14 protein-coding genes are annotated in these 15,524 nt (G+C 72.0%); 6 read left to right on the top strand and 8 right to left on the bottom strand.

The window, feature by feature from the left end:
* The first annotated feature begins 327 nt into the window (after positions 1–327).
* Positions 328–687, top strand: coding sequence for a hypothetical protein (locus VE614_RS12805; RefSeq protein WP_324935905.1), 360 nt, complete (start codon positions 328–330; stop codon positions 685–687).
* Positions 668–1,120, top strand: a complete 453-nt coding sequence (locus VE614_RS12800) for a hypothetical protein (RefSeq protein WP_324935903.1) — start codon at positions 668–670, stop codon at positions 1,118–1,120. Before VE614_RS12805 ends, VE614_RS12800 begins: the two co-directional genes overlap by 20 nt.
* Here VE614_RS12800 and VE614_RS12795 read toward each other — a convergent pair.
* The 4 genes from VE614_RS12795 to VE614_RS12780 form a co-directional block, all read right to left on the bottom strand.
* The gene (locus tag VE614_RS12795) at positions 1,107–4,421 is read right to left on the bottom strand and encodes an NACHT domain-containing protein (RefSeq protein WP_324935901.1); all 3,315 of its coding nucleotides are present in this window, start codon (positions 4,419–4,421) and stop codon (positions 1,107–1,109) included. The genes VE614_RS12800 and VE614_RS12795 overlap by 14 nt on opposite strands.
* Before the next feature lie 261 nt (positions 4,422–4,682).
* Positions 4,683–5,180 carry a GNAT family N-acetyltransferase gene (locus VE614_RS12790; RefSeq protein ID WP_324935899.1) on the bottom strand — a complete coding sequence of 166 codons (498 nt, stop codon included), beginning with the start codon at positions 5,178–5,180 and terminating at the stop codon, positions 4,683–4,685.
* A gap of 44 nt (positions 5,181–5,224) precedes the next feature.
* A complete protein-coding gene (locus VE614_RS12785) occupies positions 5,225–5,728 on the bottom strand; it encodes a sigma-70 family RNA polymerase sigma factor (protein WP_324936039.1) in 504 nt (167 codons plus the stop codon).
* Between the two features lie 76 nt (positions 5,729–5,804).
* Positions 5,805–6,968, bottom strand: a complete 1,164-nt coding sequence (locus VE614_RS12780) for a glycerophosphodiester phosphodiesterase (RefSeq protein ID WP_324935897.1) — start codon at positions 6,966–6,968, stop codon at positions 5,805–5,807.
* 568 nt (positions 6,969–7,536) lie between these two features.
* Here VE614_RS12780 and VE614_RS12775 point away from each other — a divergent pair.
* Entirely contained in the window at positions 7,537–8,208 is a 672-nt protein-coding gene (locus tag VE614_RS12775) for a lysophospholipid acyltransferase family protein (RefSeq protein WP_324936037.1), read from the top strand.
* A gap of 80 nt (positions 8,209–8,288) precedes the next feature.
* Here VE614_RS12775 and VE614_RS12770 read toward each other — a convergent pair whose 3' ends face one another.
* The 4 genes from VE614_RS12770 to argH all read right to left on the bottom strand — a co-directional run bounded on the left by VE614_RS12770 (position 8,289) and on the right by argH (position 13,022).
* Entirely contained in the window at positions 8,289–9,851 is a 1,563-nt protein-coding gene (locus VE614_RS12770; RefSeq protein WP_324935895.1) for an MFS transporter, read from the bottom strand.
* On the bottom strand, positions 9,848–10,399 hold the full coding sequence (locus VE614_RS12765) for a helix-turn-helix domain-containing protein (RefSeq protein WP_324935893.1): 552 nt from the start codon (positions 10,397–10,399) through the stop codon (positions 9,848–9,850). Before VE614_RS12765 ends, VE614_RS12770 begins: the two co-directional genes overlap by 4 nt.
* Positions 10,400–10,565: 166 nt before the next feature.
* Positions 10,566–11,537, bottom strand: coding sequence for an aldo/keto reductase (locus tag VE614_RS12760; protein ID WP_324935891.1), 972 nt, complete (start codon positions 11,535–11,537; stop codon positions 10,566–10,568).
* 57 nt (positions 11,538–11,594) lie between these two features.
* Positions 11,595–13,022, bottom strand: a complete 1,428-nt coding sequence (argH, locus tag VE614_RS12755) for an argininosuccinate lyase (RefSeq protein WP_324935889.1) — start codon at positions 13,020–13,022, stop codon at positions 11,595–11,597.
* A 194-nt stretch (positions 13,023–13,216) separates the two neighbouring features.
* Between argH and VE614_RS12750 the strand changes: the two genes are divergently transcribed.
* The 3 genes from VE614_RS12750 to VE614_RS12740 all read left to right on the top strand — a co-directional run bounded on the left by VE614_RS12750 (position 13,217) and on the right by VE614_RS12740 (position 15,473).
* Complete coding sequence (locus tag VE614_RS12750; RefSeq protein WP_324935887.1) at positions 13,217–14,011, top strand: hypothetical protein; 795 nt, start codon at positions 13,217–13,219, stop codon at positions 14,009–14,011.
* 110 nt (positions 14,012–14,121) lie between these two features.
* A complete protein-coding gene (locus tag VE614_RS12745) occupies positions 14,122–14,715 on the top strand; it encodes a pyridoxamine 5'-phosphate oxidase family protein (protein ID WP_324935885.1) in 594 nt (197 codons plus the stop codon).
* 56 nt (positions 14,716–14,771) lie between these two features.
* Positions 14,772–15,473: a L,D-transpeptidase family protein gene (locus VE614_RS12740; RefSeq protein ID WP_324935883.1), complete on the top strand. Its 702-nt coding sequence runs from the start codon at positions 14,772–14,774 to the stop codon at positions 15,471–15,473.
* The last annotated feature ends 51 nt before the right edge of the window (positions 15,474–15,524 follow it).

Here is a 15,524-nt window from a genome sequence, read left to right as displayed (position 1 = left end):
AAAGCAGACCTACGGTGCCGGCCGGTCACCACCGTCCGGATAGTGGACAGCCGTGGGACCACGGGACATCCATGTCCGTCCCGTACGGCGATCTCCCCTCCCCCGTCGATGACCAGGAGGGACAGGGCCGGCGGGTTCCGGAGCCCCGGGTCGGCGTCGAGTGCGCGGGCGGGGGCGTGTGGCCAAGGCCACGGTGGTCATCCCGGCGCCACCGCCGTCCCGGGCGGCAGGCCGCGCCCGCCACCGCCCTCCCGGCCGGCGGGGCGCCGGCCGTCGAGGGCCGGGGGTGACGGCGGGGTGTCCGTTGCGTCGTATTAAGGTCGCTGCATGCTTGATGCCCTGACGCTGGTGACCGGGGTCGCCGCGCTGCTGCTCGCCGCGTGGTGCGGCTGGGCGGCGTACCGAGACCAGCCGACGAAGGACTGGCACTTCATCGGGATGGCCGTGGTGACCGCGCTGGCCCTGCTCCAGCTGGTCGTCGGCATCGTGCAGCTGGCGCGGGGCGAGAAGCCCGGCCAGGGGACGACGATCTTCGTGGCGTACCTGCTGGGCGCGTTCGCGTGTGTGCCGGCCGCCGGGTTCATGTCGCTGGGCGAGCGCTCCAAGTGGGGTTCGGTGACCGTGGCCGCGAGCGGCGTCGTGCTCGCCGTCCTGGAGGTGCGGCTCCATGACATCTGGGGAGGCTGAGGTGGGCGCGGTCCGGGAGAGGCGGCTGGCCACCGGGCCCGGGACGCTGCTCGTCTGGCTGTACGGCGTGATGGTCGTCGGCGCGGTGTCGCGTTCCGTGTACCAGATCGCCACCGAGTTCGACCGGGCGCCGCTCGCGTACGCGCTGTCGGCGGTAGCCGGTGTGGTGTACGGCTTCATCACGTACACGCTGGTCCGGGGCGGGGAGACGGCCCGCCGGGCGGCGCTGGTGTGCTGCGCCGCCGAGCTGGTCGGCGTGCTGGTCGTCGGCGCCTGGACCCTGGTGGAGCCGTCGGCGTTTCCGGACGCGACCGTGTGGTCGGACTTCGGGATGGGCTACCTCTTCATTCCGGTGATCCTGCCGGTGTCCGCGCTGTTCTGGCTGCGCACGGCGCGGGCGGGACAGCCGGAGGGCACCGTCACCGGCGCCTGAACCCGCGCCGCCGGCCGGAGGGCACGCGGTTCCCCGTATCCGTCGCGTCCTCCTGTGACGGTGTGCGGGTGCGTTCCGCCATCGCTCCCCAGAAGCGGGCGAGTTCACGGTGGGAGATGCCCTGCCAGCCCGCCCGCCGGCGCCGGAGGGAGTGCCGGCTGACCAGTGCCTGCTGCTGCCTGCAGAAGGGTTCGCGCAGCTCACCACCCGGTTGTTCGCCCTTCGCCGGGTAGGGGCACAGCTCGAACTTGCAGCCGCGCAGGCAGCTCGTTCCGGGCTCGGCCGTGCTGGGCATGCCGACCGTGCGCTCGGGATGGAGAACCTTCCGGTCGGTCCGCAGGCACGGCGGCAGTTCCGTCCGGCTGGTCCGCTGCAGCCGCTCGTCGACCATACGCCCGTCCCGTTCCGTGAGGTTGAGCAGCAGCAGGACGTCGGCGAGCAGTTGCTGGGCGCGCGGGTGCAGGGTGCTCCAGCCGTGCGACGGCGGGATCCACAGGTTGTGCTTGCGGTGGACCGTCGGATCGGCGGGGCTCGAACCGATCTTGAGTGTGGCTCCCCGCTCGTCGATCCAGATGAACCGCTCGGGGTGCCCGGTCTGCAACGCGAGCGCCGCGAGGTCCCCGGCCTCGGCGACGAACGGGTGCAGGCGCCTTCCCCGCTCGGCCGCCGCCTCGTCCGGCGGGCGGTCGCCGAGCGCCTGCGCGCTGCCGGCCATGCTCAGCCACCGTTCCACGGCCCGCAGCGGTTCGGTGCCGGCCACCTGCCCGGCGTTCCCGGCACCCCGGCCCTCGGCCCCGGCCTCGTCCCCGTTGTCCGGCAGCTCCCACAGGCACAGCGCGTGGATGAGCGTGAGCTGCGAATACCAGTAGCGCGCGTGGGTGAGCATGCGTTCCGCCTGCTCGATGAGGAACGCGCGAGTCTCGCCGGACGTCGCGGGGTGCCGCCTGCGGCGGTTCGCGGCGCCCTTGAAGCCCTGGGCGAGGGCTATCTCCAGGGAGATGGGCAGATCGGCCTTGCCCGTCACGGCGTTCGGGACCAGGTGCTGGAGCCACAGGTCCAGCCGCTCCCGCGCCACGACCCTGCGGTCGGCGCCCACGGAGCCCACCACCATGGGGACCAGCCAGGCCCGCGTGACGAACTCGCGCCACACCTCCACGGAGGTGCGTTTCCCGGTCTGCCGCGGGGACTGGGCCGCGGGGAGCGGGATCAGCTTCACCTCGCGTTCCAGGCCCTCCTCGTACTTGAGGTCGGCCATGGCCTTCTTGTACTGCTCCCAGGGGTCGTAATGGTCGGGACCCGGCTCCTGCTTCTTCTTCGGCCAGGGGAAGAGCTGGCGCAGCGCGTCGAACGCGTTGTCCCCGCCGGCGCCGATCTCCTGGGCGATCGCCAGCCTGACCGGATAGCCGGGCTCCTTCCAGCTGATCCGCATCAACTCCCCGTAGGCGGGCCGCACGAACCGGGTGGCGTCGGGGCTCCCGCTGGCCCGGTCCAGTCGGCGGGCCGCCTCACCGAAGCGGTGGACGAGCCTCAGTTTCGCCTCGTCGAGCGTTCGCGCGTCGCCGTCCCTGAGTTCCGGCCAGCGCTGCAGAAGCTTGTTCGCGATGCTGCTGTGCGCCGAGTCGTCGATCGTGCCGGTGTCGATCTCCAGTGCGGTGGCGTACAGGTCGAACGCCTTGTCGTCCTGGCGGGTCGCGGCCGCCTTCACCAGGAGGTCGACCGTGGGCCGTTGAGGAACGGACCGGTCGGCTCGTGAGCGCATGATGAAGGCCATGAGGAGTTCGCGGCCCGGATCGGACAGAGCGGTTTCGAGGGCGGCCCGGGAGTCCCGCTGCACGGAGTCGAGGAAAGCGGAGCCCAGGTAGGCCTGGATGATGCTGTGCGGGAACCGCACCTTGCGGCTGTGCGCCTCGACGAGACCGAGTTCCTCCCCGTGCTCCGCGCACCGTGAGAGCACGGTCCGCCAGCAGGCCTCCGAGGCGCCGAGCCCGGGCAGCGCACGGGCGCGTCGTCTCAGTTCCCCGAGGATCCCCGGGTAGCGGATCTCCGGTTCCCCGGTCCCGTCCCCGTCGCCCCTCCAGTCGATGAGTTCGTCGAACGAGACCTCCTGCCGGTCCTTGAGCAGGCCGACGCAGGCCAGGGCCGAGATCACGGCGATCGTCCGGCGGCGCTCCTCCTGCGGAATGCCGAACTGGGCGCGCAGGTGGCCGTCGACGATGGCCTTGACCCAGGCGTTCAGGAGCCGTACCCGGATGCCCGCCCGGTCGCTTCCCCGGGTGTCGATCAGCTCCCATGCCTTGGCGCTCTCGAAGTTCTCGAGGAGTTGGTGCCCGCGGAGCTGACGCGCCAGTTGCAGATAGAGGGGTGACTCGGCGACTGCGGCCGTCTCCACGATCCAGTCGAGTCGGCGGTCGTCCGCGCCGGGGGTCTGCTGGGCCAGATACGTCAGCGCGGCCTCGTCGCTGAGCGGTTCGAGGTCGATCACGGCGGCCCGGGTGCCTTCGAGCGCGGCGTGCGGCCGGGAGGCGATCACCAGCGGGATCCCTTGCTGTTCGGCGCGTGCGATGGCCTGGCGGATCAGGCCGTCCCGCTCCGCCTGCCGCTCGTCGTCGGAGAAGGCCTCCTCCAGTCCGTCCGCGATGATGACGGCCTTGTCGTCCATGCAGAGCTGCCGCCACACGCGTTCGGCCTGTGTCCTGGACAGCACGCCCGGATCCACCTGGTCGCAGAACCGCTTCTTGGCCAGCTCGCTGAAGTTGAACTCTCCGTTGTCGAGGTCGGCTCGGCGCAGATGGACGGGGACGGGAAGCGCTCCTTTCTCCGCCAGAACCTGCGTCAACTGCACGAGCACCGCCGTCTTTCCGCTGCCCACGCCGCCGACGAGCACGTACGGCCGGCGCCAGCGGCGGCTGCGGAGGGCCTGGGCGATGACCGAGCACAGCTCTTTCCTGCCGACCACCTCGTCGATGATCGAGCCCGCGGTGGGCACCAGGTCACGCGGTCTCCGCTTGGCGGTCCGGCGCACCCGCCGGACCGTCCTGAAGTGCTGCAGCGTGAGAAAGGTGACGGCGCTCAGTCCCAGGGCGAGGAACGGGGTCACGAAACTGGTGACCGCACCGCAGGAGAAAGGGGTCTCCCTGCAGGTGTTCTCGACGAAACGGGGTCCGGGGCCGGCGATCACGGAGAGGGCCAGCCCGATCCAGACCAGGAACGCCACCGCGCCGATGGAGGCGAATATCCGAAGGTAGGTGGCGGGCGTCTTGCGCAGGTGCCATCGCCGGGCGAGGGGGACGCGACGCGCCACTTCCCGTTGAATGCGAAACATTCGGGAGCGCTGGAGCCAGTGGGTGCTCACCCGGGACACGCGTCGCCTGCCGCGCAACTGGAGCGACTCATTGGGCGGGCGGTACTTCCCCTCGGGGTGCCGGATGACCTGACTCATCGGTCTTCCCTCGCTGGCCCGGATCGAGCTGGTCCCCGGAATCCAGGCTACGCGGCCCGCGGCGACCGCGCACAAGAGAACGATCGGCACCCCCTGGGGGCCTGCGGTGAGGCGGTGGCGCGGCTATGCCGTCTGGGCGTAGGCGCCCGCCTGCTTCTCCAGGATGACCATCGGAACGCCGTCCGCGCCCTGCGCCGTGCCGACCTTCTCGTAGCCCACCCGGCGGTACAGGCGCAGGCCGCTCTCGCTGCGGTGGCCGGTGTGCAGGCGGAACTTCTTGGCACCGCGCTGCTCCACGAGGGCGGACTCGGCCGCGCGCAGCAGGCGGGCGCCGATGCCGTGGCCCTGGAGGCGGGGGTGGACGCAGAGTTTGCCGATGGCGGCGGCGCCGTCCTCGGTGACGGTGCCGCGCACCGAGCCGACCACCTCGTCACCGAGCCGGGCGACGAACACGCAGTCCTCGACGACCTCGCGGCGGACGGCGTCGAGCGGCTGGACGAGCGGGTCGATGCGGTAGTTGCCGTACAGCGCGGCCTCGCTCTGGAAGCACAGGTACTGCAGCTTGAAGATCTGCTCGGCGTCCTGGTCGGTCGCCTCGGAGATGATCACGCTCATGCCCATGTGTGCACGCCTCCCGCTCACCTGTCGCCTGTCGTCCCTCACTCCTATCCCCGTGCTCCCCGTGCCGCAACCTCCGGCGTGAGCAAACGACGCAGACATCCCAGACATCTGGAACGTTCCGGCCCGAGACTGCCCTGTGAGATACCCAACTCCCCCGCGATCTCCCGGTAGGTGAGGTCGCCGGGAGAGAACAGCGCCTCCAGCAGGGCGGGGCAGCGGCCGGGCAGCCGGCGGACCGCGTCGCGCAGGGCACGGCGGTGGGCGGCGGCCAGCGCGAGCTGTTCGGGAGTGCGCTCGCCGTCGTCGGCCGGTTCGATGTCGTACGGCCGTTCGCGCCGGGACGTACGGCGGGAGCGGCGCGCCTCCGAGCGGACGGCTCGGCGCAGCCAGCGCTCGGGGTCGTCGGGCGGACCGCCGCTGTCGAGGCGTTCCAGGAGGCGGAGCCAGACCGCCTGTTCCAGGTCTCCGGGGTCGGTGCCGGCGTGCGCCTCGGCCGAGGCCTCCGCCGTGAGCAGCGGGCGCAGTGCGGTGAGCAACTCGTGCGTCATATGCGGCACGACGCGCCGCCCGGGCGGGAAGTTGCCCGGGCGGCGGCTGGTCACCCCGAACGAAGGGTTCAATGGTTCAACCGTTGACGAACTCCTGGCGGGCCAGCAGACCGGTGTCCGGGTGGTCGGTGAAGACACCGTCGATGCCCGTCGCGAAGTACGCCCGGTAGGCACCGAAGACATCGCCGTAGCCGTCGGCGTCCGTGCCCTTGCGGAAGTTCGCCGGGAGGAACGGGTTCTCGTTGCGCAGCGTGTAGGGGTGCAGGATCAGGCCCACCTTGTGGGCGTCGGCGACCAGCGTGGTCGGCCGGGTGAGGTTGCCCGCCGCGTCCTTCGGGATGACCAGGTCCAGGGTGGGCCCGATGCCCTGCGCGTACGAGGCGATCTCGCGCAGGCCGGCCGGCTTGACCAGGTCGGCGACGGTGCGCGGGTCACCGGTCTCGACGAAGTCCCAGGGGCGGGTGCTCGCGCCGGAGAGCAGCACCACGAGCGGGTTGTCGACGAGCTTGTTCAGCCGCTGGATGCTGGTCGGCTCGAAGGACTGCAGCACGACCGGGGAGTTCCACTTGTGCCTGCCGTACTTGCGCAGCACCTTGGCGACCCGCTCCTCCAGGCCGAGGCCCAGCTTGCGGAAGTAGGTGGGGTGTTTCAGCTCGGGGTAGATCCAGACCTGCTTGCCGCGCCGCCCGGTCTGCTCCTCCTGCCAGCGCAGCACCTCCTCGAAGGTGGGGATCTCCCAGCGCCCGTCGTAGAGGGTGTTGTGCGGGCGGTTGGCGGGGATCCGCTCCTTGGCCCGCAGGGTCTTCAGCTCGGCGAGCGTGAAGTCCTCGGTGAACCAGCCGGTGGTGGCCACGCCGTCCAGGGTCTTGGTGGTCCTGCGGCCGGCGAACTCGGGGTGGTCGGCGACGTCCGTGGTGCCGCCGATCTCCGGCTCGTGGCGGCAGACGAGGTGACCGTCCTTGGTGGGCACGAGGTCGCCGGCCTCGACGATGTCGGCGCCCATGTCGAGGGCGAGCTGGTAGGCGGCGAGGGTGTGCTCGGGGCGGTAGCCGCTGGCGCCGCGGTGGCCGATGATCGTCGGCACGGGCAGGCTCTTCAAACCGCGGCCCTCCTTGCTCGCGTCGGCTCTCGCGGTGCCGCCCGCCCCGAGGACCACTCCGCTCGCGCCGAGCACGGCCGCGCCGAGGAGCGCCCGTCGTCCGGGGGTGTGGGCGTGTTCGTTCGTCTCCTGCGTTCCCATCGGCGCCTCCTGCAATCGGCTCGGCCGGCGTTCGGCCGTGGTGCGGGCCGATCGTAGGGGGGCGGACATGACCGGGGGGAGGCTTTGGGTCGAACACATGCATGACGACGGATGGCGTACGGGCGGCGCAAAGTGACGGACCGTCGGCTTGGCGGGGCGGCGGTGGGGCAGCCGGGAGAAGAGGACACCCCTCCGGGGCCGGACCCGGCTGAGCCACCGGGCTCGGTCGAGCGACCGGGCTCGGCTGGAATGCCGGACTCGGATGGGGTGCGGGTCCGGGCGCCGGTGCGGCGCGAGGCCGCCCCGGGGGGGGCGCCCAGCGCGCCGGTGTACGGCTGCGGCGCTCCTCGTACCGGCGTGCGGGACCCGAGCGGGGGCGATGTCCGTCACATCGCCGCGGTCGGGTGAGGCGCCGTCCACGGGCCGGTGCCGCAGGTAAACGTGCGTCAACAGTGCGTAAGACCTCGGTGAACCCGATGTGCGCCGCCCCGCGAACCGCGAGTATCGTCCTCACCTGCACAGACTCATAACAATTCGCTCATTGGATCTCTCGACACCGGAGGGCCCGTTGTCCCGCTTCGCGCTCATCAAGGCAGTGCTCGGTCCGATCATGCGCCTGATGTTCCGCCCCCGGGTGGAGGGCGTGGAGAACATTCCCGGCGACGGCCCGGTCATCCTGGCCGGCAACCACCTGACCTTCATCGACTCGATGATCCTGCCGCTGGTCTGCGATCGGCAGGTCTTCTTCATCGGCAAGGACGAGTACGTCACCGGCAAGGGCCTCAAGGGCCGGCTGATGGCCTGGTTCTTCACCGGGGTCGGCATGATCCCGGTCGACCGGGACGGCGGCAAGGGCGGCGTGGCCGCGCTGATGACCGGGCGCCGGATCCTGGAGGAGGGCAAGGTCTTCGGCATCTACCCGGAGGGCACCCGGTCGCCCGACGGGCGGCTGTACCGGGGGCGCACCGGTATCGCCCGGCTCACTCTGATGACCGGTGCGCCGGTCGTGCCGTTCGCCATGATCGGCACGGACAGGATCCAGCCGGGCGGGGCCGGGATGCCGCGGCCGTGCCGGGTGACGGTGCGGTTCGGCGCGGCGATGGAGTTCTCCCGGTACGAGGGGATGGACCGGGACCGGTATGTCCTGCGGGCGGTGACCGACTCGGTGATGACCGAGGTGATGCGGTTGTCCGGGCAGGAGTATGTGGACATGTACGCCACGAAGGCCAAGGCCGCGTAGGTTTCCGCGGGCGGCGGGCTGCTTTCCGGCAGCCCGCCGTCCTGTGTTTCCGCCGTCCGCCGGGTGCGGGTCGTCCGGGGCTAGTCGCGCGGTGCCCCGCGCCCCTTCGGTGAGTGTCCTGAGGCGGAGTCTTCCAGGCGCTGGTCCTTCAGCAGGAACCAGGCGGCGACCGCCGTCGTCAGCAGGACCGCCGCGCCCGCGCCCGCCGCGATGGCCAGGCCGTCCACGAAGGACTCCCGGGCCGCGTGGAGCAGGGCCTCGGAGGTCCGGGCCGGGAGGGCGTGGGCCGCCTCCACCGCGCCGCCCAGGGACTCGTGGACGCCCTCGGGGGTGCCCGGCGGCGACGGGAAGCCCCGGTAGACGCCGGTCACGATGGAACCGAGGAGGGCGATGCCGAGGGCGGCGCCCAGTTCGTACGCCGTCTCGGAGACCGCGGAGGCCGCGCCCGCCTGCTCCTTGGGCACGGAGGCGAGGATGACGTCGGCGGTCACGGTGAAGGAGAGCCCGGCGCCGACACCGACGACCAGCAGGGCGGCGCCGAGCAGCGGGTAGCCGGTGGACTGGTCGAGGAGGGTCAGCGAGGCCAGGGCGAGGCCGACCGCGGCGAGGCCGCCGGCCACCACGGACCGGACCGAGAAGCGCCGGGCCGCCGCACCGGCGAGCAGTCCGGCCGTCACCGCGCCGATCGCGGCGGGCAGTTCGGCCAGGCCCGCCTCGAACGGCCGCCTGTCCTGCACCAGCTGGAGGTACTGGGAGAGGAAGAAGACCAGGCCGGACAGGCCCAGGATGGTCAGCAGGTCGGCCAGGACCGCGCCGCTGAAGCCACGGTTGCGGAACAGCCGCATGTCCAGCAGCGGGGCGGGCAGGGTGAGCTGGCGGCGGACGAAGCGGTACAGCGCGCCCGCGCCCAGCAGACCGGCGGCCAGGGTCGCCCACGCGAAGCCGTGCGCGGCGGCCTCCTTCACGGCGTAGACCACACCGATCATGCCGACCAGCGAGAGCAGCACGCTGGACAGGTCCCACGGGCCCGGGCTCGGGTTGCGGGACTCCGGCAGCAGCTTGATGCCGACGAGGACGAGAACCGCCATCACGGGCAGGTTGATCAGGAAGACCGAACCCCACCAGAAGTGCTCCAGCAGGAAGCCGCCCACGATCGGGCCGACGGCCGTACCGGCGGAGGCGGTGGCGCCCCAGATGCCGATGGCGAGGCTGCGCTCGCGCGGGTCGTGGAAGAGGTTGCGGATGAGGGCGAGGGTGGCGGGCATCAGGGTGGCGCCGGCGACGCCGAGCAGCGCCCGCGCGAGGATCAGCAGCTCGGGGCTGGTGGCGTAGGCGTTGAGCACGGACACCGCGCCGAACGCGGTGGCGCCGATCAGCAGGATGCGCTTGCGCCCGATGCGGTCGCCGAGGCTGCCCATGGTGACGAGCAGGCCGGCGATGACGAAGGAGTAGACGTCGCCGATCCACAGCAGCTGGGTGCCGGTCGGCGCCAGGTCCTCACTGATGTACGGGCTCGCGAGGCCGAGGACGGTCGCGTCGACGGCCACCAGCAGCACGGCGAGTACGAGGACGGACAGCGCCAGCCAGCGGCCCGGGCGCTTCACCGCCTCGTTCGCACTGACCGGCTGCAAGGTGCGGGTCATGATTCCTCTCTCCGTAGTGCGCCGCCGAGCAGCAGCTCGACGATCATGAATGGGAAGTCGTTGCGGGCGACCTTGCCGTCGAGCACCGACCAGGCGCCCGCGGCAAGCAGGCCGTAGAGCGCTTCGGTGAGCCAGGTGGGCGAGAGGTCGATCCGGAACTCGCCGCCGTCCTGGCCGCGCCGGAAGACCGCGGTGATCCGGGCGTCGATCCGGGCCCAGCCCGCGTTCTGCTCCTCGCCCTCGAACAGCTGGTTCTCGCTGTAGAGGAAGGCGAGCAGTCCGCTGGCGGGCTCGATCTCGCGGATCAGCCGGCGGACGGCCTGGCTCGCGGGGCCCTCGTCCAGCCGGGCCCGGTCCAGCGCGGCCTCGCACTCGGCGATGCCCAGCGCCTCCAGCGCCCGGACGAGCGCGTCGCGCCCGGCGAACTGCCGGTGCAGCGTGGCCCGGCTGATCCCGGCGGCCTTGGCGACCTCGTCCATGGTCGCGGTGGATTTGCGGGTCAGCAGGGCAGCGGCGCTGCGCAGTACGTGCTCACGATCGACGGCCATGAGACAACCGTAGCCCATATGAGACACCTTTGTCTCATCGCAGGCACGAGTGGCTCATGACCGTCGGTCGGCGGGGATGCCGGGGCTCGGTGCCGGGCGCGCATGCCGGGGCTCAATGCCGGGGCGGGGAGGCCGGGGCTCAGCGCCAGGGCGGGGAGGCCGGGGTTCAGTGCCAGGGCAGCTGCGCGCGCCGCTCCCAGTAGGCGTGCGGGTCCTCCGTCAGGGCCGCGAGGCGGGTGAGCTGGTCCTCGTCGAGGTCGACCACCGCCGCGTGCAGGTTGGAGGCCAGCTGGGCGACGGTCGCCGCGCCGGAGAGGACCACGCCCGCCCACGGCTGCCGCAGGATCACGGCGAGGGCGACGGCGTCACAGCCCAGTCCGGTCTCCTCCGCGACTGCCCTCAGTTCCTGCGGCGCGTGCGGTGCGGCCAGCCGGCCGTTGGCCATGCCCTCCTTGACGATCACCGTGAGCCCGGCGTCATGGGCCTCGGCGAGGGCGGGGGCGGTGGACGTCTCCAGGACGTTGTACGTCGACTGGACGGTGCGGAACAGCGGCTCGCCGTCCACCGTCACGGCGAGCGCGGCCCGGATCGCGTCGGCCTGGGCGGGGCCGCTGGTGGAGAAGCCGACGGTGACGCCCCGCGCGGCGGCCTCCGCGAGGCGGGCGTGCAGGTCCTTGTCCGTCAGGGCCGGGCTGTCCGGGGTGACCGAGTGGATCTGGTAGAGGTCGAGCCGGTCTCCGAGCAGCGCCGCGGTCTCGGCGCGCTGCCGCTCGTACGTCTCGACACCGTGGTCCTTGACCTCGTGCCGCTCGGCGTCGGTGGTCCACTCGGCGGTGTAGGTGTAGCCCCACTTGCTGCCGACGACGATGTCGTCGATCTCGGGGTGGGCGGCGAGCCAGCCCGCCAGGAACTCCTCGGAGCGCCCGTAGGAGCGGGCGGCGTCGAAGTAGCGCACCCCCTGGGCGTAGGCCGCGTCGAGGAGTTCGTGGGTGCGCTCGCGCAGCGCGTCGACGCCGCGGTCCTCGCCGAGGTCGCGCTCACGGCCCAGGTTGATGTAGCCGGGGCGGCCGACGGCGGCGAGCCCCAGGCCGATGTGGCAGGTCGGGGTCGTCGCGGAGGAGAGACGGGCGAAGGGCATCGCGGGCTCCGTTCGGTCGGCTGACTCCCGACCAACGTAACCCGCGATGCCCCTACGTCACTTCCTGGCGTTCGCCCACTCGTGCTGGGCCGCCACGTCCGCCTTCACCTCGGCCAGCTGCACGGCGACCGCGCTGGGCGCCGTACCGCCGCGGCCGTCGCGGGAGGCGAGGGCGCCGGGCACGTTGAGGACCGAGCGGACCTCCGGGGTCAGGTGCTCGGAGATCTTCGCGAACTGCTCGTCCGTGAGATCGTCCAGCTCCTTGCCCTCGGCCTCGGCGACCTTGACGCACTCGCCGGCCACCTCGTGCGCCACCCGGAACGGCACACCCTGCTTGACCAGCCACTCGGCGATGTCGGTGGCGAGGGAGAACCCGGCCGGGGCCAGCTCCTCCATGCGCTCGCGGTGCACGGTGAGGGTGGCCATCATTCCGGTGAAGGCGGGCAGCAGGACCTCCAGCTGGTCGATGGAGTCGAAGACCGGCTCCTTGTCCTCCTGGAGGTCGCGGTTGTACGCGAGAGGGAGGGCCTTGAGGGTCGCCATCAGTCCGGTCAGGTTGCCGATCAGACGGCCCGACTTGCCGCGCGCCAGCTCCGCGATGTCCGGGTTCTTCTTCTGCGGCATGATCGACGAGCCGGTGGAGAAGGCGTCGTGCAGGGTCACGAAGGAGAACTCCTTCGTGTTCCAGATGATGACCTCCTCGGCGATCCGGGAGAGGTTCACGCCGATCATCGCGGTGATGAAGGCGAACTCGGCGACGAAGTCGCGGGAGGCCGTGCCGTCGATGGAGTTGGCCGCGCTGCCGTGCTCGAAGCCGAGGTCCTTCGCCACCGCCTCGGGGTCCAGGCCGAGCGAGGAACCGGCCAGGGCGCCCGAGCCGTACGGCGACACGGCCGTGCGCTCGTCCCACTGGCGCAGCCGCTCGGCGTCCCGGGACAACGACTGCACGTGGGCGAGGACGTGGTGGGCGAAGAGCACCGGCTGGGCGTGCTGGAGGTGGGTGCGGCCGGGCATCGCCACATCGGGGTGTGCCTCGGCGAGGCCGACGAGCGCGTCCTGGAGTCCGGCGATCAGGCCGCCGATGATCCGGGCGTGGTCGCGCAGGTACATCCGGAAGAGGGTCGCGACCTGGTCGTTGCGGGACCGGCCGGCACGCAGCTTGCCGCCCAGGCCGGGGCCGAGCCGCTCCAGCAGGCCGCGCTCCAGCGCGGTGTGGACGTCCTCGTCGGCGATGGTGCCCACGAACGTGCCGGCGGCGACGTCCGCCTCCAGCTGGTCGAGCCCGGCGAGCATGCGCCGCAGCTCGTCCTCGGTGAGGAGTCCGGCCTTGTGCAGCACGCGTGCGTGGGCGCGCGAACCGGCGATGTCGTAGGGCGCGAGCCGCCAGTCGAAGTGGACGGACGCGGACAGCTTCGCCAGGGCCTCGGCGGGACCGTCGGCGAAACGCCCGCCCCAGAGCCGTACGTCACCGCTGTTGCTGCTCACTTGCGCTGCTCCTCGGGGTGTGGGTGGACGAGCCGTACCGACGAACCGTTGCCCGCTCCGTTCTGCATGATTATGCAGAGCACTGCATGAAACGTCAATTTGAGCGGAGATTGAACGTCGGCAACCGCTTTCTCGTACTGCTCACCGACGCGTCGGCACAGACCCCACTCCACCGATCCGAGCGAGGCTTCCGCATGTCCAGGGCTCTTCCGAAGTACAACCAGCGCCGCGTGGCACTGACCGGCGGTGCCGCCGCCGTGGTGCTCTCCGGCGCACTGATCGCCGGCTCCGCCCTCGCCGGGGAGACCTCCGGGAAGGGCGCGGGCGCCCGCCCCCTGGCCGCCGCCGGCACGATCGCCTGCCCGGACGTCGCCTCCCGGCTCCCCGCGGTCCCCGCCTCCGCCAGGGCCGAGGTCGACCGCAACCTCGCCCTCCTCCGGACCCAGATCGCCGAAGCGAACAAGCGCCTCGCCGAAACCGTCGGCCAGGGCGGACCCAACTTCGTGCAGAACGCCATCCTCGGCCCCCTCGCCTCCAAGCGCACCGCCGCCATCGACCGCATCGCCATCTCCATCGGCCGCACCACCGCCAAGCCCCAGGGACTGGGATCCCTCGCCGCCTGCACGCTCCGGGCGGGCGGCGGCGCCGGTACGGCAGCACCCGGCCCGGCGGCGACACAGCCGGGCGGGGCGGTGACCACGGGCACGATCGCCTGCCCGGACGTCGCCTCCCGGCTCCCCGCGGTCCCCGCCTCCGCCAGGGCCGAGGTCGACCGCAACCTCGCCCTCCTCGGGACCCAGATCGCCGAAGCGAACAAGCGCCTCGCTGAAACCGTCGGCCAGGGCGGACCCAACTTCGTGCAGAACGCCATCCTCGGCCCCCTCGCCTCCAAGCGCACCGCCGCCATCGACCGCATCGCCATCTCCATCGGCCGCACCACCGCCAAGCCCCAGGGACTGCAGTCCCTGGCCGCCTGCACCGTCCGGTAGGGCGGTGCGGGCAAGTGGCCGCCCCGTGGAAACGCCGGCCGGGGCGGCCACCCCACCAACTCGCCGCATTCCTCGGACAAATGAGCGATGCGCGCCAATAATCCTTAGACATGGGAAAGACTTACGAACGCATCGACGGCAGGCTCCGGACGTTCATCGAGGAGCAGCCGATCTTCTTCACCGCGACCGCGCCACTGGCGGGCGACGGCACGGTCAACCTCTCCCCCAAGGGCCTCAAGGGCTCCCTCGCGGTCCTCGACGAGCACACCGTCGCGTACCTCGACTTCGCGGGCTCCAACGCGGAGACCATCGCGCACCTGCGGGAGAACGGCCGGATCACCCTGATGTGGTGCGCCTTCCAGGGCCCGCCGAACATCGTCCGCGTCCACGGCCGCGGTGAGCCCGTCTTCCGTGACGACCCGCGCTTCCCGGACCTGCTCGCCCGTTTCCCGGACCGCGACACCGCCTCGCACGGCCTGCGCGCCGTCATCGTCGTGACGGCCGAACTCGTCCGCGACACCTGCGGATACGCCGTCCCCTTCATGTCGTACGACGAGGACCGCGACCTGCACGCCAAGCGCTTCGCGCGGGAGGACGACGCCTCGCTGAACACCTACTTCGAGAAGAAGGAGCACGTGGCGAGGAGCCTCGACGGGCTGCCGGGCCTGCCGCTGCCGCTGCCCCCGCTCACCCGGGAGGCCTGAGCCCGAACGGCCCAACGGCACGGACCGTGGCCCGCTCCGCCGGTAGCGTCGACGGCATGCGCCCCGCCGTCGCCGCCGCCGTGTCCCTGCTCGCCTGCGCGTCCCTCACCGCCTTCGCCCCGCCCGGCGCGGGCACGCTCCCCGACCGGATGGCCGACACCGGCGGCGGCCGGCAGCTGATCACGGCCGTGGCACCACGGGCCGGGGCCACCACCGGCACGGTGACCTGGTGGGAGCGGCGGGGCCCGCGCTGGGTGGCGAAGGGCTCGGCACCGGCCCGGTTCGGCGCCAACGGCCTGGTCGAGGGCACCGCGCGCCGCCAGGGCACCCGCACCACCCCGGCCGGGCTCTACGGCCTGCCGTACGCCTTCGGCATCGAGGCGGCCCCGCGCGGCACCAGCTACCCGTACCGGCCGGTCCGCCAGGACTCCTGGTGGTGTCAGGACAACGACTCCCGCGCCTACAACCGCTGGACCGAGCCCCGCCCCGCCGACTGCCGCGCGGCCGAGGCGGAGCACCTGCCCCCCTACGGCACGCAGTACGCCCACGCGCTCGTCGTCGGCTTCAACTACGACAAGCCGGTGCGCGGCCGTGGCGCCGGAATCTTCCTGCACGTCAACGGGCGCGGCGCCACCGCCGGTTGCGTCTCGGTGCCCGCGGACGCCATGCGCCGCATCCTCGCCTGGGCCGAGCCCGCCGGGCGTCCGCACATCGCGGTGGGGACGGTGAGCGGGCCGACCGCCGTCACGCGGTACTGAACGCGCGCCCCGCCGCGCGCGTATCTCTGGGCCAAGGGACCACGACACACC

The organism is Streptomyces sp., from assembly GCF_035645055.1.
GTDB lineage: Bacteria > Actinomycetota > Actinomycetes > Streptomycetales > Streptomycetaceae > Streptomyces.
The sequence above is the reverse complement of the archived record's forward strand: the minus strand, read 5'-3'. Positions and strand labels throughout refer to the sequence as shown.